Annotated in this window: 20 protein-coding genes and 1 riboswitch; of the genes, 12 read left to right on the top strand and 8 right to left on the bottom strand. The window is 28.1% G+C overall.

What is annotated here, in order from left to right:
- Positions 1–58: 58 nt before the first annotated feature.
- The 3 genes from R3342_RS00565 to R3342_RS00555 form a co-directional block, all read right to left on the bottom strand.
- Positions 59–2398, bottom strand: a complete 2340-nt coding sequence (locus tag R3342_RS00565; protein ID WP_318937615.1) for an ATP-dependent helicase — start codon at positions 2396–2398, stop codon at positions 59–61.
- 69 nt (positions 2399–2467) lie between these two features.
- Complete coding sequence (locus R3342_RS00560; RefSeq protein WP_318937613.1) at positions 2468–3694, bottom strand: hypothetical protein; 1227 nt, start codon at positions 3692–3694, stop codon at positions 2468–2470.
- 117 nt (positions 3695–3811) lie between these two features.
- On the bottom strand, positions 3812–5173 hold the full coding sequence (locus R3342_RS00555; protein ID WP_318937612.1) for an OmpP1/FadL family transporter: 1362 nt from the start codon (positions 5171–5173) through the stop codon (positions 3812–3814).
- A 187-nt stretch (positions 5174–5360) separates the two neighbouring features.
- Here R3342_RS00555 and R3342_RS00550 point away from each other — a divergent pair, with 187 nt between their 5' ends.
- Entirely contained in the window at positions 5361–5900 is a 540-nt protein-coding gene (locus tag R3342_RS00550; protein WP_318937609.1) for a hypothetical protein, read from the top strand.
- Between the two features lie 32 nt (positions 5901–5932).
- On the opposite strand, the gene R3342_RS00545 is transcribed toward R3342_RS00550, so the two are convergent.
- Entirely contained in the window at positions 5933–7840 is a 1908-nt protein-coding gene (locus tag R3342_RS00545; protein WP_318937607.1) for a TonB-dependent receptor plug domain-containing protein, read from the bottom strand.
- 85 nt (positions 7841–7925) lie between these two features.
- Positions 7926–8129, bottom strand: a riboswitch (cobalamin riboswitch).
- A 66-nt stretch (positions 8130–8195) separates the two neighbouring features.
- On the opposite strand from R3342_RS00545, the gene R3342_RS00540 reads away from it, so the two are divergent.
- Positions 8196–9329, top strand: coding sequence for an ABC transporter substrate-binding protein (locus R3342_RS00540; RefSeq protein ID WP_318937605.1), 1134 nt, complete (start codon positions 8196–8198; stop codon positions 9327–9329).
- Here the strand turns inward: R3342_RS00540 and R3342_RS00535 are convergent.
- The 4 genes from R3342_RS00535 to R3342_RS00520 all read right to left on the bottom strand — a co-directional run bounded on the left by R3342_RS00535 (position 9321) and on the right by R3342_RS00520 (position 15468).
- Complete coding sequence (locus R3342_RS00535; protein ID WP_318937604.1) at positions 9321–11957, bottom strand: DNA gyrase/topoisomerase IV subunit A; 2637 nt, start codon at positions 11955–11957, stop codon at positions 9321–9323. The genes R3342_RS00540 and R3342_RS00535 overlap by 9 nt on opposite strands.
- 1 nt (position 11958) lies before the next feature.
- Positions 11959–13815 (bottom strand): DNA topoisomerase IV subunit B, encoded by a 1857-nt coding sequence (locus R3342_RS00530; RefSeq protein WP_318937603.1) that lies wholly within the window; start codon positions 13813–13815, stop codon positions 11959–11961.
- A gap of 119 nt (positions 13816–13934) precedes the next feature.
- On the bottom strand, positions 13935–15029 hold the full coding sequence (gene ychF / locus R3342_RS00525) for a redox-regulated ATPase YchF (RefSeq protein WP_318937601.1): 1095 nt from the start codon (positions 15027–15029) through the stop codon (positions 13935–13937).
- An 85-nt stretch (positions 15030–15114) separates the two neighbouring features.
- Positions 15115–15468: a 4Fe-4S dicluster domain-containing protein gene (locus tag R3342_RS00520; protein ID WP_318937600.1), complete on the bottom strand. Its 354-nt coding sequence runs from the start codon at positions 15466–15468 to the stop codon at positions 15115–15117.
- Between the two features lie 46 nt (positions 15469–15514).
- Here R3342_RS00520 and R3342_RS00515 point away from each other — a divergent pair, with 46 nt between their 5' ends.
- From R3342_RS00515 to R3342_RS00470, 10 genes are all read left to right on the top strand, one after another.
- Positions 15515–16570: an acyl-CoA reductase gene (locus R3342_RS00515; protein WP_318937598.1), complete on the top strand. Its 1056-nt coding sequence runs from the start codon at positions 15515–15517 to the stop codon at positions 16568–16570.
- An 82-nt stretch (positions 16571–16652) separates the two neighbouring features.
- Positions 16653–17723, top strand: a complete 1071-nt coding sequence (gene serC, locus R3342_RS00510) for a 3-phosphoserine/phosphohydroxythreonine transaminase (protein WP_318937595.1) — start codon at positions 16653–16655, stop codon at positions 17721–17723.
- A gap of 18 nt (positions 17724–17741) precedes the next feature.
- The gene (locus R3342_RS00505) at positions 17742–18701 is read left to right on the top strand and encodes a D-2-hydroxyacid dehydrogenase (RefSeq protein WP_318937594.1); all 960 of its coding nucleotides are present in this window, start codon (positions 17742–17744) and stop codon (positions 18699–18701) included.
- Positions 18702–18733: 32 nt separating this feature from the next.
- Positions 18734–19984, top strand: coding sequence for a DUF1015 domain-containing protein (locus R3342_RS00500; protein WP_318937592.1), 1251 nt, complete (start codon positions 18734–18736; stop codon positions 19982–19984).
- A 5-nt stretch (positions 19985–19989) separates the two neighbouring features.
- On the top strand, positions 19990–20658 hold the full coding sequence (locus tag R3342_RS00495) for a YggS family pyridoxal phosphate-dependent enzyme (protein ID WP_318937590.1): 669 nt from the start codon (positions 19990–19992) through the stop codon (positions 20656–20658).
- On the top strand, positions 20658–21737 hold the full coding sequence (locus R3342_RS00490; RefSeq protein WP_318937589.1) for an exonuclease domain-containing protein: 1080 nt from the start codon (positions 20658–20660) through the stop codon (positions 21735–21737). Before R3342_RS00495 ends, R3342_RS00490 begins: the two co-directional genes overlap by 1 nt.
- A gap of 19 nt (positions 21738–21756) precedes the next feature.
- Positions 21757–23736: a hypothetical protein gene (locus R3342_RS00485; protein ID WP_318937588.1), complete on the top strand. Its 1980-nt coding sequence runs from the start codon at positions 21757–21759 to the stop codon at positions 23734–23736.
- Between the two features lie 44 nt (positions 23737–23780).
- Entirely contained in the window at positions 23781–24608 is an 828-nt protein-coding gene (locus tag R3342_RS00480; RefSeq protein WP_318937586.1) for an ion transporter, read from the top strand.
- Positions 24601–25506, top strand: a complete 906-nt coding sequence (miaA, locus tag R3342_RS00475; RefSeq protein WP_318937584.1) for a tRNA (adenosine(37)-N6)-dimethylallyltransferase MiaA — start codon at positions 24601–24603, stop codon at positions 25504–25506. The genes R3342_RS00480 and miaA overlap by 8 nt, the downstream gene beginning before the upstream one ends.
- Positions 25503–26267, top strand: a complete 765-nt coding sequence (locus R3342_RS00470) for a TIGR02757 family protein (RefSeq protein ID WP_318937582.1) — start codon at positions 25503–25505, stop codon at positions 26265–26267. The genes miaA and R3342_RS00470 overlap by 4 nt, the downstream gene beginning before the upstream one ends.
- The last annotated feature ends 6 nt before the right edge of the window (positions 26268–26273 follow it).

Below are 26273 nucleotides of genomic sequence, written 5' to 3'. Positions count from 1 at the left end.
CTATTTCTGTTTATATTTTATGCAAATTACAACTTAATAATTGGTTTTACAATGCCTATTAGCTAATTATTGTAAGCTTTGCAAATTGCAACAATAATTTTTTTAATCCAACGGAAGCAAAATTAATTTCTGCTTTCTTACTAGCTCCTGTACCTTCTAAACTAACCACTTCTCCCTTACCAAACTTAGTATGAGAAACTATATTGCCTACAACAATAGAATTATCAAATAAATTATTGTTTTGAGCAGTAGTATTTGTAACTTTTGTTAAATTTTTAGGTGCTTTAAATTGTAGATTAGGTTCTTCCGTTTTTTTAATTTGTTTTTTTACAGGAGTTCTTTGTACTGGTTTTTTAAATCGAATTTTATGTTGTGGTACACTTCCAAAGATATCTTCATTAATAAATTTGTTTTGTGGTATTGGAGCTCTTTTTACTTTTAAATACTCTAAGAATTCTTCATCAATTTCTTCTAAAAATCTGCTTGGCTCACAATCTATTAATTTTCCCCAACGATACCTAGTTTGCGCATAGCTTAAATATGCTTGCTTTTCAGCTCTTGTAAGTGCTACATAAAATAACCTTCGTTCTTCTTCCAATTCACTTCTTGTATTCATACTCATTGCAGAAGGGAATAATGTTTCCTCTAATCCAACAATATATACAAAAGGAAATTCTAATCCTTTTGCTAAATGAATAGTCATTAAAGCAACTCTTGGAGTATCGTCTTTTTTATCATTGTCAAAATCTGTAGCCAAAGCAACATCTTCTAAAAAAAAAGCTAAAGAATCGTCTTCGTCCTTTTCTTTTTGAACTTCAATAAAATCTTTTACTCCATTTAATAACTCTTGAATGTTTTCCACTCTACTAACTCCTTCAGGAGTTCCGTCTTTTTCTAAATCACGTATTAGTTTTGTTTGTTTTACAACAAAATCGGCTATTTCAAAAGCATTTTTAGATTGCGCTTCAATTTGAAAATGCTGAATCATTGTAACAAAATTGGAAAGTTTTGTTTTAATTCCTGCATTTAAATTTAAATCTATTTTAGATAAATTCTGTAAAATTTCGAAAATAGATTTTTTATAATGATTTGCTGCTACAGATAATTTATCCATAGTTGTATTCCCAATTCCTCGCGCTGGATAATTAATAACTCTTTTTAAAGCTTCTTCATCATTTGGATTTATCAATAATCGCAGATATGCTAAAATATCTTTTATTTCTTTTCGCTGGTAAAAAGATAATCCGCCATAAATTTTATATTTAATATCTTTTTTTCGTAAAGCATCTTCAATTGCTCTAGATTGTGCATTGGTACGATATAATACTGCAAAATCAGAATTTTTAAGCTGTAAATTCATAGCATTTTCAAAAATAGAATTTGCTACAAAACGACCTTCTTCAGCTTCAGTGTAAGTTTGCATTACTTTAACTTTTGCGCCTCTATCATTTTCCGTCCAAACTTGCTTATCTAATTTGGTTTTATTTTTTGCAATTACACTATTTGCTGCTTCTACAATATTTTTTGTAGAACGATAATTTTGCTCTAATTTAAAAATGGCAACTTTATCATAATCACGCTGAAAATTTAATATATTTTGGATATTTGCGCCTCTAAATGCGTAAATACTTTGAGAATCGTCTCCAACAACACAAATATTTTGAAAACGGTCTGCTAAAGCTCTAACAATTAAATATTGTGAATGGTTTGTATCCTGATACTCATCTACTAAGATATATTTAAATCTATCTTGATATTTTGCTAAAACTTCAGGAAACCGAGTTAAAACTTCATTAGTTCTAAGTAACAAATCATCAAAATCCATTGCTCCAGCTTTAAAACATCTATCTACATACTGCTCATAAATTTCACCCATTTTTGGACGTTGAGCCATTTTATCTGCAGCTATTAACTCAGGATCATTAAAATAAGCTTTAACTGTTATTAGACTATTTTTAAAAGAAGAAATTCTACTTAAAACCTGCTTTGGTTTGTATTTATCTTTGTCCAATTGCATTTCTTTAATAATTGAAGAAAGCAATCTAACAGCATCTTGTGTATCGTAAATAGTAAAATTTGATGGATAACCTAAATGATGCCCTTCCGAACGTAAAATTCTTGCAAAAACAGAGTGGAAAGTTCCCATCCAAAGATTTTTAGCTTCGGAATTACCAACAACCGTTGCAATACGATTTTTCATTTCTCGTGCTGCTTTGTTAGTAAATGTTAATGCCAATATATTAAAAGCATCTATATTTTGATGCATTAAATGAGCAATTCTATAAGTTAAAACTCTTGTTTTACCAGAGCCTGCACCAGCAATAATTATCATTGGGCCTTCTTTGTGTATAACAGCAGCTTTTTGCGATTCGTTAAGATTTTCTAAGTAAGTATTCACAGGAATTCAATAAAATTCAAAAGTACTATTCCAATTTAAGTTAAGCAATAAAAGTTATTGACAACCCTTTTAATTTTTTTTTTCTCTTAAAAATAAATTAGGGAGTAACATTAGTAGTAAACCTATTACCAATAAAAAACTAAAAAAAAGCATTTCTAAATTGTAAAATTTTAACGCATTAAACTTAAACAAAAATAAAAATCCTTGATAAAATAACAGAAATTCAGTACCAATAATCCCAATCAAAAAAGTAAATGTTCCTATTTTTGAAACAGTAGATTGTATTTCTAATTTTTTAATTTGAAGTAAAAACAAAAACAACATACATGTCATAAAACCTAGCGTAAACAAATGTAAATAACCTATTATAAAGTAATGTTTTAAAGCTAATGACTGAGTAACTATGTAAGGTAATGCAGAAATTATTTGAATGAAAATTTTTAAGACATAAGAAATTATGGAAACTTTTAAAAGTAGTTTTGAAATATATGACCAATTTAAATTATTAATATTTTTTTGAAGAATTCTAATTAAATAAAATAGTGATATTAATTGTGAAATCGATGCTAAAAACCCTATAAAATTAAATACTATAGATACATTACTCCACAAAATAGATAATGTATAAGCTGGTATACAAGCTATATTTAGAAATATAAAAAATTGATTTTGATGTTTTGTAGAAATGCTAATACTTTGACTTTCAAACAGCTTAAATAATAATCCAAAAAGCACAAAAACAAAATACCCGTTATATAAAAAATGAAGATAAAAATAAATTGTATTATAATACAAAATCGATTTTCCTTGTGTAATTATTACAAATGCTAAAAACCAAGTTGCCAAACTAGATAACAAGTAATAATATATACCAAACCGAATTAATTTTGTCGATATATTCTTCCCTTTAATATTTTTTAATAATTGAAAAGAAATAACATAACTTGCTAATCCAAATACTACCAGTAAAGCTATAGAAATAGATTTATAACCAATTAAAGGAAAGCTTATTAACATTAAAAAAATAACAATTAAAATAAAGCGAATCAATGTATTATAAATTTTTATAAATGTTGATTTATCTTTTATAAATAAATTGGTTATTAAAACTAAAGAAGCAATGTAACCCCAACCTAAAAATGCAACATGAGAGTGAGCTTGTAAGATATTTTTATAGCTGATTGCTTCTGTTGGAAAGGTAAAACTCCATCTAATAATTAATCCATAAATAGCTGCTATTAATAATAGAATAAAAGCAGAACTAACTATAAAATCTTTCTTGTTCTTATAAATCATTTTGTAAAAGTAATATTCTCAAATTAAATATTATTTATAAACTAAATCTTAAATTTAAGCGTAAAAAAAGGCTTCAAAAAGAAGCCTTTAAAAAAAATAAATTAATTCAAGTAATTATTATTTTTTAAATTTATATGTTAAACCAACCATAATCATATCTGTTGTCATTGAATAACTAACATTTGTTCCTGGGACAGCTCCATAAGGATTTGTAGGTGATGCCATCATTGGATCTAAAATAGGTCCACTTGTTTCTCCATCACTAGTTCCATGATGATAAACTCCGTTTAACATAAAATTATCATTAATTGAGTAGCTAAACCCAAATTGAAGTGCATTTTTAATAACCGCAGTTGCTGGAGTTGAAAAGAAAGCTAACTCTGAATCAATAGGGTTACTACTATAAGTATAACCAACTCTTAAAGGTAATTTTTTGATACCTTTATATTGAATACCTGCAGACAAAATGTTTATGTTTTTCCAACCAAATCCTTTAACAGAACCTGTGTTAGTCCAACCTTTTTCAGCAAATCCATCAGTATTTTCATAATCTACTCTTCTGTAATCTAAAGCAAAATCAAAATCTTCCATTGAATATCCTAAACCAAAAGATAAAATAGCTGGGTAATTCATTTTAAAATCAACATCTGGTGCTGCAGAACCATCTAAATAAGTGTTAGAGAATGTCATATCGCTAAATTGTTGCTCTGTTTTATAAGAAACCCCTAATTTTATTCCTCCATCTGAATGATAAAATATACCAAATTGAGCTCCAAAACCAATAGCAGAAGCTTTATCAGAAACTGGATAACCTAAAGTCATACTTGGAGAAGCAATTGGATTTGGTTCTAATTTTAATGCTGCATAATTTAGTGTTGGTTCAACACCTATAGACAAATTTTTAGTGATTTCATAAGCCCATGTTAATCCAACTTGTAACAGCATATAATCTGATTTTAATTTTCCAAAACCTCTTAAACCTTGAGGCCAATTTATAGGGTTAGAATTAGTAGGATCCCATGATGGATTTGGATTTCCATTTAAATCCATAGGCAAGTTAGTATCTTGAGGAAAAGTAACTCCAAATCCACTAATACCGAAAGCAGAAACTCCAAAAGTATGTTTACTTCCTTCTTTACCCCAAACCATCGCTAAAGCAGGCATTGGAGAAACAGGTCTGTCATCTAAAGTTGTTCCTGAAACTGCTGGAGATCCTGGATATAACATATTTGCAGGTAAACTTGAACTCAATTCTGGTGCTGAAAAGAAAATACCTAAATTGAAGTCTAATATCTTACTATCAAAAACAGAGATAGCTGCTGGATTCCATTGTAATGCTCCACTAATATCTAACGGTTGTGCAGTAGATGCTCCTCCCATAGACATATTAACTGCACCTACACCTTGCATGACATGGCCTGCTTGTGCAAAAACAGCTGAGGTAAACAATACTACTACTAATCTTAATAAATTTTTCATAATTTTAATTGTTAATTAATGTTCTTTTTAATTGTAACAAATATTACTTTTTAGTTAAATTATTTTTTTATTAAATGTTACGAGAACAAAATTAATTTGTTTACTTATTATATTCACTGATATTTGTCAGGATTAATTACAATAATTGAAAAACTTATAATAAATTTGCTGTTAAATTCCATATAATATGTTATTTATCCAAAATATTGAATTATCTAAAATTTTTGAATTGTTGAGTTATACGATTCCTTCTATAGTTACTGGACTAGTTGCTTTTTACTTTTTTAAACTTTATACTTCTAATGAAGTTCAAAAAATGAAGTTAAATCTGCTTAAAGAAAATAAAAAAACTACTTTACCAATTAAGCTTCAGGCATATGAAAGAATGGCGCTTTTTTTAGAACGAATAACTATCTCTAAATTAATTGTAAGAATTTCTTCTGTAAATGATGATAAAGATGCCTACGCAATAGGTTTAATGGAAACTATTGAAAAAGAATTTGAACACAATTTAACACAGCAAATTTATATTTCAGAAGAGAGTTGGGATGCTATTACTGCTTCAAAAAATGCTACCATTCATATAATTAGAACTAATTTGAATTCAGAAGCTATAAAAACTGCACAAGAATTGCGTGAAAAAATTATAGAAACTACTGCTACTAATCCATCACCTTCTTTAGCAGCTTTAAAAGTTTTAAAGAATGAAGTTCATAATTTTATTTAAAAGCTGACAAAATTTGCCAGCTTTTAATTATGCTAAAATTTGAAATCTAACCCAATTTTAAAATTTCTTCCTTTAGTTGTATAACCTATAGTTTCAATATAATTTTTATTAAAAATATTATTAACCTGAATAAATAGTGATAAATTATCTTTAATTAATTTGTGACTTCCATAAAAATCTACCAAACTATAACCAGCAATATTTATATTGCTTCCGCTTCCCCATTGATCAAAATAAGTACGTTTTGAAATATTTTTAAAATGAAAAGATAAATAGGTATTTTTAAGTGCAGAAGTTTCCAACGTTACCATAAATTTATTTTTAGGAATATAATCTATATCATCACTTTTTAAAGTATAAGCATAGCCTAAATTAAAATTAATTTTTTTAATTACATTTAGTTTCAAGTTTGCCTCAATACCTTTAGCATTTGTTTTATCAACTGCATTTGAATAAGTTATATAATCTGGTAAAATAATAGCATTTTTATCTTCTCTATAAAAATAAACTGTAGAAAAATCTATTTTATTTAAAACTTCAAATTCAAAACCACCTTCTATAGTTTTATTTTCTTCTGGCTTTAAATTAATATTTCCATATTGTGAAAAAAGTTGGTATGTACTTGGCGCAATAAATGCTGTACTATACGAAGAAATTAGCTTTATATTTTTAGTAATATTATAAGAAGGATTAAAATTATAAACCCAATGATTTCCATATTCACTATGATTGTTTAAACGTGTACCAATACTTACATTAACACCACTTAATGAATTGTAAATCATATTAGTATATATATCAAAAATAGTATAATTAGCTAAATTTTCATCAATATTTCCATAAGGTGAATTTGTATTATTTTTTTGTTCTTGATATGTTAAACCAGTAATTACTTGAAGCCTTTTAGCTATTTTATAATTATTAACTACATCTATAAAATAAGTTTTACCAGTGTACTCAAAATGATCCGTAGAGCTAGTCCAACTATTAAAACTATCAAACATTCTATCTATTTTATTGTAAGAAACTATTGCCTTTAATATTCCTTTTTTATAGTCAAAATTAGAAGAAATACCAACCCTTATTTGTTTGTTAAATCCATTATTAATTTTAGAATCTGTAAAGGCTCCTGCGTCATAATCATAATTATCTTTGTCATAATTTCCAAACAAATTCACTTTAAAATTAGAAGCCACAGCATAACCAAAATTTATATAAGAATTTGTAGTTAAAAATTTATCTTTTTCAAAACTTGTAGCACTATTTTCACTACTTGCTTCAGATAATCCATTGTTTAAAGAAGTATTGAGTGTTGCCAAATAATTGAACTTTTTTAAAGTTCCATTTATAGATACATTTTGTTGAAAGTTATGTAAATTTAACTTTGTATCTTCTGATGAATTATTAGTGCCTGCAGAAGTTTGATAATTTAAAGCAATTGGCTTGCTAGATGATTTTTTTAAGATGATATTAATTACTCCAGTTGCCGCGCCCGAACCATACAAAGTACTTGCAGCGCCATTCATAATTTCAATAGATTCAACCTGATTTAGAGTAAGCAAACGCAAATCGTAAGTCGTAGTAATTCCTGAAGGATCGCTTACAGGAATTCCATTTATCAATACCAAAACTTGACGATCTCTTCCTCCTCTTATGTAAACACTTTTGTTTTTACTAGCGGAACTATTTACTCCATTAATTTCAATTCCTGCAAAATTGCTTAAAACTTCTGCTACTGATTTTCCTTTTGAATTTTCAATTTGAGTTGGTGAAATTTGATAAATAATTTTACCCACTTTTTCTTTTTCAGTTGCAAATTTTGTAGCTGTAATCACTACTTCTTTCAACTGCTCAACCGTATCTTTAACCTGCTGTGCATTTACAGTGTTTACTGTAAAAATGGTACAAATAACCACATAATAAATGAATGATTTTTTCATTTTTTTTCTTTTGATTTAATTAATAAAATAAATCAGGAAAATTTTTTAAGTATAGTAAACCATACCCAAACCTTTCGCCCGAAAGTTTGAACTATCTGATTTTGGCAGGTCTCCTGGCTTGCGTATTGTTATGTACCTTCCCGTTAAAACAGTGGTATAAGTGGTATAACAATCACCGAAATATTCGGCTTCAGCTTACAGTTGCGGGAACAGCTTCGGATTTTAACCGAATTCCCTTTTCACTTTGTTTGAGAAATCAAACATAAGAACCATAATCGAGTACAAAAATAGTTAATTACATTAGATTATTTACATTAAAAATGGAAATACTACATTTGTGAAAATTAATAAATGTATGAAGTTTAAATATCCTTTTATATTTATAATTATCGGGGCTCTATTTATATTAAATAGTTGTAATTCAGCAGTTAAAAACAAAATAGAAGATAATAATATAGTTGATAGTGTCAACATTAAATACGCAAAAGGTTTTGATATTCAACACTTTAAAAATTATACTAAATTAATTATTAAAGCCCCTTATCCTAATTCAAAAGAAGTTTTTGAGTTTAAATTAGTAAAATCTAAAAATTCTAAGATACCTAATTCTATTCAAATTCCAGTTAAATCATTAGTTGTTACAAGCACTACGCACATACCAATGTTGGAATTATTAAATGAAGAAGATAAATTAATTGGTTTTCCAAATACTAAATACATTTCGTCTAAAAAAACCAGAAAACTTATAGATGAAGGATTTGTTAAAGATTTAGGAAATGAAGAGCAAATAAATACGGAGCTTTTATTGAATTTACATCCTGAAATTGTAGTTGGCTTTACCTTAAACGCTTCAAACAAAATGTTTACAACCATTGAAAAATTAGGAATTCCTGTTATATTTAATGGTGATTGGTTTGAAGAAACACCTCTCGGAAGAGCCGAATGGATTAAATTTTTTGGAGCTCTATTTAATAAAGAAAAGTTAGCTGATAGTATTTTTAATAACATAGAAAAAAACTATTTAAACGCTAAAGCTATTGCTTTAGAAGCTACAAAAAAACCAACTGTAATTTCAGGCGGACTTTTTAAAGATATATGGAATTTACCAGCTGGAGATAGTTTTGAAGCTACTTTTTTGGCAGATGCAAATTCTGATTATTTGTACAAAAACACCAAAGGAAAAGGTAGTTTATCCTTAAATATTGAAAATGTTTTTGAAAAAGGAAAAGATGCTGAAATTTGGATTTCTCCTAGTTTTTATACTAGCTTAAAACAACTTAAAAATGCAAATGATTTGTATTCAAAGTTTAAGGCTTTTAAAACCAAACAAATATATTCTTATGCTGATAAAAAAGGTGCAACAGGAGGAATAATATATTTTGAATTAGCACCCGCACATCCAGATTTAGTATTAAAAGATTTGATTAAAATTACTCACCCAACCTTATTACCAAATTATAAACTCACTTTTTTTGAGAGGTTAAAATAGTGTTATTTGACCATCATCATCTAGAGGTAAATCCTTTTTATCAGATGATTTATTTGCGTTTTTTTCGTTTACAATTTCACCTTTTGAACTTTCAACAACCTCTTCATCATTTACTTCTACTTCGTCAACACTCAATGGCTCATATGGTAAAGGGTCCAATAAATTAACCTGTTTAATTTTTTCGGAAGTTAATTGATTACCAAGTGCTTTAATACCTTTTACAGCTATAAACTCCTCAAAATTAATAGTTTCCGACTCTAAACTACGTTTTGAAAATTGAATTTCAGCCATTGGTCTATAATCTGTTGCTACAATTTCTAATTGCGATTTTGGATGATCTGAAACAAATAATTCTTCTTTATTTGGATTGTCAATCATAAAACGTTTTACGTAATACTTTTCTTTTTCTCCATCAAAATATATAGCTGAAATTGGTTTCTCAGGAATCCATTTTTCTAGCACAATCATATCGCTATCAAAATGAGTAGTTAGTTCTGGTTTTATAGTTTTAACAATTCCTTTCTGATTGATAATCAATAATCTATCTTCACCTTTAAATTCCCCTAATAACTCTCCTCTGCCATCAACATTTAATCTTTCAGTTACATCATCAAACCAAATTTTACGAGGTTTTAAAGTAGAAACTCCTTCTGCTTTTAACTCAATTTTTTTAATAGCATTTTTAGTTACTCTATTTCCTCTAACTCCTCTTCCTTTAATAGCTAACTCTGAAAAATCAATATCCCATTTCAACTTTTTAATGCTGCCAACTGCACGCAGGTAAACAGTAACTGTTTCTGCTTCACCATTAGGGTTTGCAGTAAAATAATGAACTATAGAAGCCTTAGAACCATTGGTTAAATCGTATGTTTTATCTCTGGTAACTCCAGTAACATTAAATCGTTTTATATAACTTGGTCCACCTCTACCATCTCTATAAATCATGTTATAAACCGTACGTTTATCATTCTTTTTAAATACTGCAACATGAATAATATCTTTCCCAACAAAAGTTTTAGTGTCTACTTTTGTTACTAACATATTACCATCTTTTCTAAAAATAATTACGTCGTCTATATCTGCACAATCTGCTACGTATTCATCTCTTTTTAATGAAGTTCCAACAAAGCCTTCTTCTCTATTTACATACAATTTAGAATTACGCATTACTACTTTTGTAGCGACAATATCGTCAAATGAACGTAACTCTGTTTTTCGCTCTTTTCCTTTGCCGTATTTTTTCTTTAAATTTTGAAAATAGTTAATTGCAAAATCAATTATATTGGCCAAATAACCTTTTACTTCCGCAATTTTATCTTCTAAACTTTCAATAAATTGTTTAGCCTTATCAATATCAAATTTGGATATTTTTTTGATTTTAATTTCTGTTAACCTAACAATATCTTCTTCTGTAATAGCACGTTTTAAGTGTTTAATATGTGGTTTTAAACCTTTATCTATTGCTACAATTACACCTTCCCAAGTTTCTTCTTCTTCAATATCACGATAAATTCTATTTTCAATAAAAATTCGTTCTAAAGAAGCAAAATGCCATTGTTCTTCTAATTCATTTAACTGAATTTCAAGCTCTCTTTTTAAAAGGTCTACAGTATGGTCGGTTGAAATTTTTAAAATTTCAGAAACACCAATAAATACAGGTTTATTGTCCTCAATTACACAACATAATGGCGATATTGAATTTTCGCAACTAGTAAATGCATATAACGCATCCATAGTTTTATCAGGTGAAATTCCACTTGGTAAATGAACTAAAATTTCAACATTAGCAGCTGTATTATCTTCAATACGTTTAATTTTAATTTTACCCTTTTCATTTGCTTTAAGAATAGAATCAATTAACGATGAAGTTGTGGTTCCAAAAGGAATTTCATTAATAACTAATGTTTTTTTATCTAATTGAGAAATTTTTGCTCTAACTCTAATTCTACTACCTCGTTTTCCATCATTATAATTAGAAACATCCGCAATTCCTCCTGTTAAAAAATCTGGAACTAAAGTAAAACTCCTTCCTTTTAAATACCTAACTGATGCATCAATTAATTCGTTAAAGTTATGTGGTAAAATTTTTGTAGAAAGTCCAACTGCAATTCCTTCTGCTCCTTGCGCAAGTAACATTGGAAACTTTACTGGCAAATCAATTGGTTCTTTTCTTCTTCCATCATAAGAAGCTTGCCATTCTGTAGTTTTAGGATTAAATACAACTTCTAGCGCAAATTTAGATAAACGTGCTTCAATATATCTTGAAGCTGCAGCACGATCGCCGGTTAAAATATTTCCCCAGTTACCTTGCATATCAATTAGCAATTCTTTTTGCCCAATTTGCACCATAGCATCAGCAATAGAAGCATCGCCATGAGGATGATATTGCATTGTATGTCCTACAATATTAGCAACTTTATTATATCTTCCATCATCCAAGTCTTTCATAGAATGTAAAATTCTACGCTGTACTGGCTTAAACCCATCTTTAATTGCAGGAACGGCACGTTCTAAAATTACATACGATGCATAATCCAAAAACCAATTTTTATACATTCCTGTAACTTTGGTTATGGTTTCCTGATTCTCAAAATTTTCGTTAATGGCTTCGTTGTTTTCTTCTTGCATGTTATGCTTCTTCTACAATATCTAATTCAACTTTTAAATTTTCAATGATAAATTTTTGTCTATCTGGAGTGTTTTTTCCCATATAAAACTCTAATAATTTATCAATAGACATTTCTTTATCTAACATCACTGGATCTAATCTAATATCATTTCCTATAAAATGAACAAACTCATCTGGGGAAATTTCACCTAAACCTTTAAATCTAGTTATTTCAGGTTTTCCTTTTAAGTTTTTAATTGCATCTTTCTTTTCATCTTCAGAATAGCAGTAAAATGTTTGTTTTTTATCACGAACCCTAAATAATGGAGTGTCTAAAATATATAAATGTCCTTGTTTTATTAGCTCTGGAAAAAATTGTAAAAAGAAAGTAATTAATAATAATCGAATATGCATACCATCTACATCCGCATCGGTAGCAATTACAATATTATTGTAGCGCAAATCTTCTATTGACTCTTCAATATTTAAAGCAGCCTGTAATAAATTAAACTCTTCATTTTCATACACAATTTTTTTACTCATATTGTATGAATTCAGGGGTTTACCACGTAAACTAAACACTGCTTGAGTATTTACATTTCTTGATTTAGTAATTGAACCACTTGCTGAATCTCCCTCCGTAATAAATAAAGTACTTTCTAATCGATTATCATCTTTTAAATTATTTAAATGAACTCTACAATCGCGTAATTTTTTATTGTGCAAACTAGCTTTTTTAGCTCGTTCTCGTGCTAACTTTCTAATTCCAGATAAATCTTTTCTCTCTTTTTCTGCTTGAAGTATTTTTTTTTGAATTTTTTCAGCTACATCAGGATTTTTATGAAGATAATTATCTAATTTAGTTTTAACAAAATCTCCAATAAACGTTCTAACAGTTGGTAAACCGCCTCCCATTTCTGTAGAACCTAATTTTGTTTTAGTTTGGCTTTCAAAAACTGGTTCCATTACTTTTACACTAATAGCGGAAACAATGGATTTTCTAACATCCGAAGATTCATAATTTTTACCAAAATAATCGCGAATTGTTTTTACAACTGCTTCTCTAAATGCATTTTGATGTGTTCCGCCTTGTGTTGTATGCTGTCCGTTTACAAATGAATGATATTCTTCACTATATTGAGCTTTACTGAAAGTTATAGCTACCTCAATATCTTCTCCCTGTAAATGAATAATTGGAAATAACATAGATTCATCTGCAATATTTTCTTCTAATAAATCTTTTAATCCATTTTCAGAAAAATATTTTTCACCATTAAAATGTATGTTTAATCCTGTGTTTAAATACACATAATTTTTAATCATTTTTACAATGTATTCATTCCTGAATTTATATTTTGTAAAAATGGTTTTATCTGGCGTAAAGGAAACCTTTGTTCCGTTACGTTGGTTAGAATTTTCAGGGTTTTGGTGAATAGTTAATTCTCCTTTAGCAAATTCAGCAATTACAGTTTTACCTTCTCTAAACGATTCTACTTTAAAAAATGAAGAAAGTGCGTTAACCGCTTTGGTACCAACTCCATTTAACCCTACTGATTTTTTAAATGCTCTAGAATCGTACTTTCCACCTGTATTCATTTTAGAAACCACATCTACTACCTTTCCAAGTGGAATTCCTCTACCATAATCTCTTATAGTAACTAGATCATCTTTAACGGTAATTTCAATTTTTTTACCAGCTCCCATCACAAATTCGTCAATAGAATTATCTAATACTTCCTTAATAAGTATATAAATTCCATCATCTGGTGAAGAACCATCTCCCAACTTACCAATATACATTCCAGGACGAGTTCTAATATGTTCTTTCCAATCTAATGAACGAATATTATCTTCAGTATAAGATGTTTGCGATGCCATATATTTTTGTAAAATTTTTTGAAGCGATGCTAAAGTACTATTTTGCTTGAAAATATAAAAAAAAGTCTGTTAAAATAGTTATTAACAGACTTTTTAATATCTTTTATTTTATAATTCCGTTAAACGTTAAATCTAAAATGCATAACATCTCCATCTTTAACCACATATTCTTTACCTTCCACTCTCATTTTACCAGCTTCTTTAACTTTGGCTTCACTTCCATAATGAACAAAATCATTATAAGCTATAACTTCGGCTCTAATAAATCCTTTTTCAAAATCTGTATGGATAACTCCTGCTGCTTGTGGAGCTGTATCTCCAATATTAATGGTCCAAGCTCTAACTTCTTTAACTCCAGCAGTAAAATAGGTTTGTTGATTTAATAATTTATATGCTGCTCTAATTAAAACAGATGCACCTGCTTCTTCTAAGCCTAAATCTTCTAAAAACAATTGACGTTCTTCAAAAGATTCTAATTCGTTTATATCTGCTTCTGTAGCTACTGCTAACACTATAATTTCAGCATTTTCATTTTTAATAGAATCCTTAACGGCATCTACAAATTTATTTCCGCTTACCGCAGATTTTTCATCTACATTACAAACATATAATACTGGTTTATCCGTAAGTAATTGTAAAGGCTTTACGTATTCTTCTCTTTCTTTTTCAGTAAGCTCAATTGCTCTTACTGAAATAGCAGATTCTAAACCTGTTTTCACTTTTTCTAGAACTTCTAATTCTTTTTGAGCTTCTTTATTACCTGTTCGTGCAGTTTTTTTAACTCTTTCTAATTTTTTATCAAGCGATTCTAAATCTTTTAACTGCAATTCAAAATCAATAGTTTCTTTATCTCTAACTGGATCAATAGTAGTATCTACATGAACTATATTATCATTTTCAAAACAACGTAAAACGTGAATAATAGCATCTGTTTCTCTAATATTTCCTAAAAATTGATTTCCTAATCCTTCTCCTTTACTAGCGCCACGAACTAAACCTGCAATATCAACAATATCAACAGTTGCGGGCAAAACTCGTTCAGGGTTAACCAATTTTTCTAATACAGCTAATCTATTATCTGGTACATTTACTACTCCAATATTTGGTTCAATAGTACAGAATGGAAAGTTTGCACTTTGCGCTTTTGCGTTTGATAAACAGTTAAATAAGGTTGATTTTCCAACGTTTGGTAATCCTACAATTCCAGCTTTCATATATTATTTTTTAGCGGTGCAAATATAGTATTTCCTTTTAATATAAAATAAGTTAGGTTAATTGGTTTTTAAAAGAAATTAAAATTTAATCTTCATTATATAAAAATCTTTTTTTCGTCAATAATTCTTCTTCCGATTCTATATGATTTTCATCAGGCACACAACAATCTACAGGACAAACTGCTGCGCACTGTGGCTCATTGAAAAACCCTTTACATTCAGTACATTTATCCGAAACAATATAAAAATAATCATCCTCTACCGGCTCTTGATCTTCTTCTGCTTTTAACTTTTTCCCATTTGGCAATACAACAACTCCTGTTAAATAAGTTCCTTCTGATAATTTCCAATTTTCCGATGGCTCATAAATGGCGTTATTTGGACATTCCGATTCACAAGCACCACAATTTATACATTCATCGGTTATTATTATTGCCATACATTATTATTTAGATTATTTTTGCAAATATAAAATTAAAATTACGATGAATTTAGAGGAACGAATTCAATCCTTTGTTAAACTAGGTAACTTCTTTAAGCAATTTACAACTTCTAAAATTGAAAAATTTGAAGAATCTGAAAATAACATACTATTTTTTGATGCTTTTAAAATGCAAATTGAAAGAGCTTACGAAAGCAATGGTTGGTTTACAAAGGAAAATGTATTGAAAGCAATAGAAAATTGGGCGAATGCTTTAACTTATGAAAATTTAACTACTTGGACATCTAATTACAATTTTAACGCAGAACCCAAAATAGTTGCCTTAATTTTAGCAGGTAATATTCCACTAGTTGGTTTTCACGACTTTTTATCTGTATTAATAAGCGGGCATAAAGTTATTGCTAAGCTTTCTTCAAATGATAAATATTTTTTACCTTTAATAGCAAAGTTTTTAGAATATGAAAACAATTATTTTAAAGATAAAATTGTATTTACCGATAAAAAATTAAAACAATTTGATGCAGTTATCGCAACTGGCAGTAATAATACAGCCAGATATTTTGAATTCTACTTTAAAAATAAACCAAATATTATTCGAAAAAACAGAAATTCAATTGCTATTTTAACAGGTAATGAAACCAAAGAAGAACTAGAATATTTAGGAGAAGATATTTTTCAATATTTTGGTTTAGGCTGCAGAAGTGTTTCTAAAATATTTGTTCCAAAAGATTATAATTTCGATTTACTCTTTAATGCTTTATACAAGTATAAAAATATTATAGAATATAAAAAGTACGAAAACAATTACGATTATAATAAAGCCATTTATTTAATGAGTCAATTTAAGTTTTTAGAAAATGGTTTTTTTATGCTTAAAGAAGACGCTAATTATGGCTCACCAATTGGGACTTTATTTTATGAATACTATACATCATTACCAAATTTACAAAACAGATTAGCTCAAGAAAAGGATAAAATACAATGTATAGTTAGCAATCTAAAACAATCCAATTCCGTTTATTTTGGGCAAACTCAACATCCAAAATTATGGGATTATGCCGATGATGTTGATACAATAGAATTTTTATTAAATTTTTAATGTTTTTTTACGCAAATTATAACAAGTAATCCTACTTTTTTTCCGAAATTTGTGGTATTCATAAATTTCATATTTAAACCAAATGAAAAAACATAATTTCAGCGCAGGTCCTTGTATTTTACCACAAGAAGTTTTAAAAAAAGCATCCGATGCAATTTTAAATTTTAACAATTTAAATTTATCCTTAATTGAAATATCTCACAGAAGTAAAGATTTTGTTGAGGTAATGGAAAATGCACGGAGTTTAGTAAAAGAATTATTAAACCTTCCTGAAGGCTATTCCGTACTATTTTTACAAGGTGGAGCAAGTTTAGAGTTTTTAATGAGTGCATACAACCTATTAAAAGTTGATGGTAAAGCAGCTTATTTAGATACTGGTACTTGGAGTTCAAAAGCAATTAAAGAAGCTAAAAAATTAGGTGAAATTGAACTAGTAGCGTCTTCTAAAGATAAAGGATATAATTATATTCCTAAAAATTATGAAGTTCCATCTAATACAGATTTTTTCCATTGTACATCCAACAACACTATTTTTGGAACTCAAATTAAAAGTTTTCCAAAAACAGATAGTTTGTTAGTTTGTGATATGAGTTCCGATATTTTTTCACGTCAATTAGATTTCTCAAAATTTGATTTGATTTATGCAGGAGCTCAAAAAAATATGGGTCCCGCAGGAACTACTCTAGTTATTGTTAAAGATGAAATTTTAGGAAAAACCGGTCGTGATATTCCTTCTATGCTTGATTACCAAGTTCATATTAGTAAAGATAGTATGTTTAATACTCCTTCTGTTTACGCAGTTTATGTATCTATGCTAACTTTAGAATGGCTGAAAAATTTAGGTGGAATTCCTGAAATTGAAAAAATAAATGAAGCTAAAGCTGCTTTATTATATGCTGAAATTGATAGAAATCCACTATTTAAAGGTTACGCCAATAAAGAAGATAGATCTTTAATGAACGTAACTTTTAATTTAACCGATGAAGCACATAAAGAAACCTTTGATAAAATTTGGAATGCTGCAGGTATTGTAGGAATTAAAGGTCACCGTTCTGTTGGTGGATATAGAGCAAGTATTTACAACGCAATGCCAATTGAAAGCGTTCAAGTTTTAGTAGATGCTATGCAAGAATTTGAAAAACAAATCTCTTAAAATTAATAAAACTGTATTATGAAAGTATTAGCAAACGATGGAATAGCAACTAGTGGTGTAATAGCACTTAAAGAAGCTGGTTTTGAAGTAGAATTAAAAACCGTAGCCCAAGAAAATCTTATTGATTATATAAATGAAAATGATATTTCAGTTTTATTAGTAAGAAGTGCAACAAAAGTTAGAAAAGATATTATAGATAACTGTCCCGGTTTAAAAATAATTGGACGTGGCGGTGTTGGTATGGATAATATTGATGTTGAATATGCAAAACAAAAAGGTATAAAAGTTATAAATACTCCTGCGGCTTCTTCTCATTCAGTAGCCGAACTTGTTTTTGCTCATTTATTAGGTATGGTTCGCTTTTTACATGAATCTAACCGTCAAATGCCTTTAGAAGGAGACTCAAAATTTAAAGATTTAAAAAAATCTTTTGCAAAAGGAGTTGAATTAAAAGGAAAAACTATTGGTATTATTGGATTTGGTAGAATTGGTCAAGCAACTGCAAAAGTAGCTTTAGGTTTAGGAATGAGAGTTGTAGCTTATGACCCATTTTTAGATGCTGTAAATTTAGAACTTAATTTTTACGATCACCAATCTATATTTTTTAATATAAATACTATTTCTAAAGAAGAAGTTTTAAAAGAAGCTGATTTTATTTCATTACATGTTCCAGCTCAAAAAGATTATATTATTGATACTCCTGAATTTGAAATGATGAAAGATGGTGTATGCATAGTAAATGCTGCACGTGGAGGTGTAATAAATGAAGTAGCTCTAGTAAAAGCTATTGAAAATGGTAAAGTTGCCAACGCAGCTTTAGATGTTTACGAAAATGAACCAAAACCTGAAATTCAATTGTTAATGAATGAAAAATTATCATTAACACCTCATATTGGAGCAGCTACTAGTGAAGCACAAGAACGTATTGGAACAGAATTAGCAACTCAAATAATTTCTATTTTTGAAGAAATAGCTTAAAATTTTAAAACAACTTAATTAAAACCCAAAACATGGCAATTATTAAACCTTTTAAAGGACTTCGTCCTCCAAAAGATATTATAGAAGAAGTAGCAAGTTTGCCTTACGATGTAATGAATTCTGAAGAAGCTACCAAAATGGCTGAAGGCAAAAATGCATCTTTACTTCATATAACTCGTGCTGAAATTGAATTTGAATTAGGCACAGATCCACATGAGGAAAAAGTTTATATTAAAGCTAAAGATAATTTTAACGACTTTCAAAATAAAGGAATTTTAGTTCAAGATAGCGAAGCACATTATTACATTTATGCGCAAACTATGAATGGCAAAACACAATACGGAATTGTGGGAGCTGCAGCTTGTCAAGATTATATAGATGGCATTATAAAAAAACACGAATTAACTCGTCCGGATAAAGAGGAAGATAGAAAAGTTCTTACACGATATTTAAAAGCAAATATTGAACCCGTATTTTTTACATATAGAGCTGTTCCTGAAATTGATGCTATTGTTGAAAATATAGTAAACACAAAAGATCCAGAATACGATTTTACTGCAGAAGATGGTTTTGGTCATCATTTTTGGGTAATTGAAAATCCTGAAACTAATGCAACTTTAGAAAAACTTTTTGAAGAAAAAGTTCCTTTTACATATGTAGCTGATGGGCATCATAGAACTGCTGCTGCTGCTGGTATGAGTGAAGAATTCAAAAAAGCAAACCCAAATCATACTGGTAATGAGCCTTATAACTATTTTATGGCTGTTCATTTTCCAGATGATCAACTACAAATAATTGATTATAATAGAGTTGTAAAAGATTTAAATGGTTTAAGTAATGAAGATTTCTTAAATAAAATTGAAGAAAACTTTTCTATTTCAGAAGTTAGTGAATCCATTTTAAAACCAACAAAATTACACAACTTTTCTATGTATTTAAATGGAAAATGGTATGGTTTAACCGCTAAATCTAATACGTACAATGATAATAATCCTATTGATAGTTTAGATGTAAGTGTTTTATCTAAGTTTATATTAGAACCTGTTTTAAATATTAAAGATTTAAGAACAGATACTAGAATAGAATTTATTGGTGGAATTAGAGGTTTAGGTGAATTAAGTAAACGTGTAGATAATGGTGATATGGCAGTTGCTTTTGCTTTATTTCCAGTTAGCATGAAACAGCTAATGAATATTGCAGATACTAATAATATAATGCCCCCAAAAGTAACTTGGTTTGAACCAAAATTACGATCTGGATTAGTAATAAATAAATTAGATTAATTGTATTGAGTATACAAAATAATTTACATACCATACAAAGTACATTACCTATAAATGTCCAATTAATAGCCGTTTCAAAAACTAAACCTATTGCTGATATTTTAGAAGCTTATAATGCAGGTCAAAGAGCATTTGGTGAAAATAAAATTCAAGAAATGGTTGGTAAATTTGAACAACTTCCAAAAGATATTGAATGGCATATGATTGGACATTTACAGCGTAATAAAGTAAAATATATGGCTAGCTTTGTTCATTTAATACATGGCGTAGCTGATTTTAAAACTTTAAAAGAAATAAATAAACAGGCAATAAAGCATAACCGCACTATTAATTGTTTATTAGAATTAAAAATTGCAAGTGAAGACACAAAATTTGGACTTTCATTTGATGAATTAGAGCAAATTCTTACTTCTTCCGAATTAAAAGAATTAAAAAACATTAACATTCAAGGATTCATGGGGATGGCAAGTTTTACAAACGATGAATCAATTATTCATGCAGAGTTTAAAGCTTTAAAAAATCAATTCGAATCCTCAAAAAAACACATTAGCACTAATTTTAACCCAACTATTTTATCTATGGGAATGAGTGGTGATTATAAAATTGCTATAGCCGAAGGAAGTACAATGATTAGAGTTGGAAGCGCAATTTTTGGAATAAGAAATTATAATTAATGTATGCTATTTTAGACATAGAAACTACTGGTGGAAAGTACAATGAAGAAGGTATTACGGAAATAGCTATATATAAATTTGATGGACACCAAGTAGTTGATCAATTCATTAGTTTAGTTAATCCTGAACGAGAAATTCAACCATTTGTAGTTAAATTAACAGGTATAAATAATGCTATGTTAAAAAATGCTCCTAAGTTTTTTGAAATAGCAAAACGAATTATTGAAATTACGGATAACTGTACTTTGGTAGCTCATAACGCAAATTTTGATAATAGAATTTTAACTACAGAATTTAAAAGGCTTGGGTACGATTACGAAAAGCAAACTCTTTGTACGGTTGAATTAAGTAAAAAATTAATTCCAGACTTACCTTCCTATAAATTAGGAAATTTATGCCACTCGTTGGCAATTCCAATTTCAAGTCGTCATAGAGCTGATGGAGATGCAATGGCAACTGTTCAATTATTTAAATTGTTATTAAATAAAGACGTAGATAAAGAAATTGTAAAAAAATCTATAAAAAGAACAAACACAAAAAAATTAGCACCTAAATTACAAAGTCTTTTAGATGATTTACCTCATAGAACTGGATTATTTTATATTCATAACTGTTCTAGTAATATTTTATACATAGGCAAAGGAAAAAATATAAAAAAATCTGTAAATCAATTATTTTTACGCACTTCAAAAAAAGCAAAAGAAATTCAAAATAAAGCAACTTCAATATCTTATGAAGACACTGGAAACGAACTAATTGCACAATTAAAGTTTGCAGAAGAATTAAAAATTAACAAACCCAAATACAACTTTGTAAGAAAAAATCATTTAAAAGATGTAAACTTTAATAATGATAATTTTTTAATTGTAGAAAAAGGGCGAGATGTTGGAGAAAAATCAGTTTTACTTATTGAAAATAATCAAGTAAAAGGCTTCTGTTTTACCGATTTAAATTATCAATTAAATAATTTAGAAATATTACATAGCTTACTATCACCTATGGAAAATAGTATGCTTAACCGAAATATTATAAAAAAATACTTACAAAAAAATAATGTAGAAAAATTAATACGCTTTTAATAAATTAAAATGAAAAAAAATGAAAAAAATTGCTATCCTATTTACACTGTTTACCATAAATATCTTTGCACAAAAACAAAGTGATTACACTTTTGGAAAAGTTACAAATGAAGAACTTAATTTAACTAAATACGACAAAGATACAACTGCAAACGCATTAGTTTTATTTGATTATGGTAATACCACTTTTAAGGTTAAAAACAACAGAATTATTATTCAAACGAAATTTTACAAAAAAATTAAAATATTTAATGCTGAAGGATATAAATATGGAACAGAAAAAATTCCTATATATAATAATAAATCTGAAAATGAAGAGGTATTATCTATTAAAGCTGAAACGCATAATGGCTCAACAATTAGTCATCTCCTAAAAGGTAATATTTATAGAAAAAAAATTAATGAAAATTGGAGTGAAGTTAGTTTTACGTTGCCAAACTTGAAAAAAGGTAGTGTTATTGAATATGAATACACTTTAGAATCTCCTTTTAAATTTAACTTAACAGGTTGGTATTTTCAATCTTCTATTCCTAGTAAAGTTAGCCTATATAAAGCTTTAATACCTGGAAATTACGTTTATAACAGAAAATTAAATGGCTATTTAAAATTAACTAAAAATTTAGCATCTGTTAAAAAGAAATGTTTTCATGTTCCTCCATATATGGGAGATTCAGACTGCGAGAAATTAACTTATGAGATGAGAGATATTCCTGCATTTGAGAAAGAAGATTATATGACTAATGAAGATAATTTCATTTCAAAAATTAAATTTGAGTTGTCAGAACTAAGATGGTTTGATGGATCAAATATCAAATATACTAGTACTTGGGGCGCGGTTGATAAAGAATTTAAGCATGACAGAGATATTGGTGGTCAATTCAAAAAAACTAAATTTTTTAAGGATAAACTACCTAAAAAAATTAGTTCCTTAAATTCTGATTTAGAAAAGGCAAAAGCAATTTATACATTTATACAAAACCACTATACTTGGAATAAAAAATATAGTATTTTTAAAGGTAGTAATGTTAAAAAAGCCTTCGAAATAAAAATTGGATCGGTTGGTGAAATAAATATTTCATTAATTAATGCTCTTAAATCTGCTGGTTTAAATGCAGAATTAGTATTGCTTTCAACTAGAGAAAATGGTTTTCCAACAAAGATTCATCCTGTAATTACTGATTTTAATTACATAATTGCAAAAGTTAATATTAATGACACTTATTATTTACTAGATGCTACGGATAAACTAATTCCTTTTGGAATATTGCCATTTAGATGTTTAAATGGTTCAGGTAGAGTTATGGATTTTAAAAATCCTAGTTATTGGATGGATATAAAACCTAATAATACTTCAAAAACACAATTAAATGTTAGTTTAAAATTAGATAATGAAGGTAATATTACTGGAAAATTAAGAAAAGTATATTTTGGGTATGATGCAATTGATAAACGAAAAGACTTACTCACTAAAACTGAAGACGATGTTCTCTCAAATTTTGAAAGCTCTTTTGATAATCTAGAAGTTTTAGATTATAAATTACTAAACCAAAAAGATATTGACAAACCTATTGTTGAAAATTATGATATAGCTATAGATTCCGATTCAAATTTACAAACAATATTTTTACATCCATTTTTTGATATAGTAGTTAAAAAAAATCCTTTTAAACAAGAAAACAGATTATACCCTGTTGATTACGGATATCCTAAAAAAGCTGTCGTTAATTTTTCTTTAGAACTCCCTGAGAATTTTAAAATAAAATCTCTGCCAAAATCTGTAGCATATAAACTTCAAAAAAATGGTGGAAGCTTTAACTTAATCACTAAAAATCACGATAATAAAAGGGTAACACTAAACAGTACTTTTTCTATCAATAAGCCTATTTTTTATAATTATGAATATTATTCATTAAAGGAATTATATAAATTAATTATTAATACAGAAAAAACACCTATTGTTATATCATCATCTAAATCTAATATCACAAGTACTAATTAAAATAAATCTACTATTTTAGTAAATAAATATATTTTCTATACAATTTGAATACATTAAAATCAAATAAAAACTGGAAGTCTAAACTTTATGAAATTATTTATGAAGCAGATACTAAAGCTGGTAAATGGTTTGATATTATTTTAATTTTAGTAATTATAGCAAGTATTATTATTGTAATGCTAGAAAGTGTTAATAGCATTGACGCTAATTATCACAATTTTTTAAACATTGCCGAATGGATTATTACTATACTTTTCAGTTTAGAATATTTTGCTAGAATTATTTGTATTCAAAAACCTACTAAATATATTTTTAGCTTTTACGGTATTATTGATTTTTTAGCTACCATACCAAAATATATTTCTATTTTTTTTATCGGAACTCATGCCCTTGTTGCTCTAAGGGCGCTTAGACTTTTAAGAGTTTTTAGAATATTAAAATTAGCACGTTATTTAGGTGCTTCCAATAAATTAATGACAGCATTAAAAGCTAGTAAAATTAAAATTGCAGTATTTTTATTTAGCGTTTTAGTACTTACAATAATTTTAGGAACAATAATGTACATTATTGAAGGTCCTAAAAATGGATTTACAAGTATTCCTTACAGTATGTATTGGGCTATTGTAACGCTAACTACAGTAGGTTATGGAGATATTTCTCCTCATACTCCAGTTGGTCAATTAATTGCTAGTATGGTTATGATTTTAGGTTATGGAATTATTGCAGTACCAACTGGAATTGTTACTTCTGAAATGACCAAACAAGATGTTATTCATACCAATACACAAACTTGTCCTAATTGTTTACATGACAAACATTTAGACAACGCAATATATTGTAATAAGTGCGGAGAAAAACTTAACCATGAATAATTATTTAATTACCATTGTTGGAGCTACTGCTATAGGAAAAACTAATTTAAGTATTGAAATAGCAAAATACTTTAAAGCTGAAATCATATCTTCTGATTCTCGACAGTTTTATAAAGAAATGAGTATTGGAACAGCTGTTCCTTCTAAAGAAGAATTAATGGCTGTTCCTCACCATTTTATTCAAAACCGAAGTATTTTTGATGATTATAGTGTAGGTCAATTTGAGAAAGATGCCTTATTAAAATTAGAAGAATTATATAAAAAACATAATATTGTGGTAATGGTTGGTGGAAGCGGTTTATACACCAATGCTGTAATTAATGGTTTAAGTTATTTTCCAGAAGTAGATCCTGAAATACGAACAAAATTAAATAAGGAAGTAGAAAATGGTAATCTAGCTAAATTACAAAATCAATTAAAAGAGTTAGATATTGATAGTTATAATACCTTGGCTATTGATAATCCACACCGTATAGTTAGAGCCTTAGAAATTTGCATTGGAACGGGTAAGCCATATTCTTCATTTAAAAAACAAACTAAACAAAAACGAAATTTTATTCCTATAAAAGTTGGATTAGAAGCTCCACGAGAAATTATGTACCAACGGATTAATAAGAGAGTAGATATTATGATAAAAGAAGGTTTAGTTAAAGAAGCTAAAAAACTACACCAATACAAAAAATTAAATGCTTTACAAACCGTTGGTTATAAAGAAATCTTCGATTATTTAGATGAAGTATATACTTTGGATTTTGCTATAGATGAAATAAAAAAGAACACACGCCGTTTTGCTAAACGACAAGTAACTTGGAATAAAAAAGACACTTCTATAAACTGGTTTAATTTTCAAGAAAAACCAACCACTATTATTAAAAAAATTGAAAAATTAATAGTTTGAATAAATTAGAACTCAAAGATTTTTTAGATGCAAAAGTTTTGGAATATAATCATCCAAAGTTTATTGAAAGTGATCCTATTCAAATTCCACATAAATTTAATTTAAAAGAAGATATTGAAATTTCAGGTTTTTTAACAGCCACAATTGCTTGGGGGAATAGAAAAATGATTATAAAAAATGCTACTAAAATGATGGAGCTTATGGGCAATTCACCATATGATTTTGTGATGAATCACAAAGAATATCATTTAGATTCATTAGATGGTTTTGTGCATAGAACTTTTAATTCAGAAGATTTAAAATATTTTATAACTGGCCTAAAACATATCTATTTAGAATGTGGAGGTTTAGAAGAATTATTTTCAATACATACAACTAGTAATTCTACGCAACCAGCAATTCATAAATTAAAAGAAGTATTTTTTGAAAAACCACATTTACAAAGAACTGAAAAGCATATTTCAGATCCTTTAAAAGGTTCAGCAGCAAAAAGAATAAATATGTTTTTAAGATGGATGGTTAGAAATGATAAATCTGGAGTTGATTTTGGAATTTGGAAAAGCCTCTCTCCTGCTCAACTTTCATGTCCTTTAGATGTTCATTCTGGAAATGTTGCTCGAAAATTAGGTTTGCTAACCAGAAAGCAAAATGATGCAAAAGCCTTAAAAGAATTAGATACTTCTTTAAGAAAAATAGATAGAAATGATCCTGTAAAATATGACTTTGCTTTATTTGGTTTAGGTGTTTTTGAAGGATTTTAAATAAAC

The organism is Lutibacter sp. (assembly GCF_033723435.1).
Lineage (GTDB): Bacteria > Bacteroidota > Bacteroidia > Flavobacteriales > Flavobacteriaceae > Lutibacter.
This window is presented reverse-complemented; position numbering and strand designations above follow the sequence as displayed.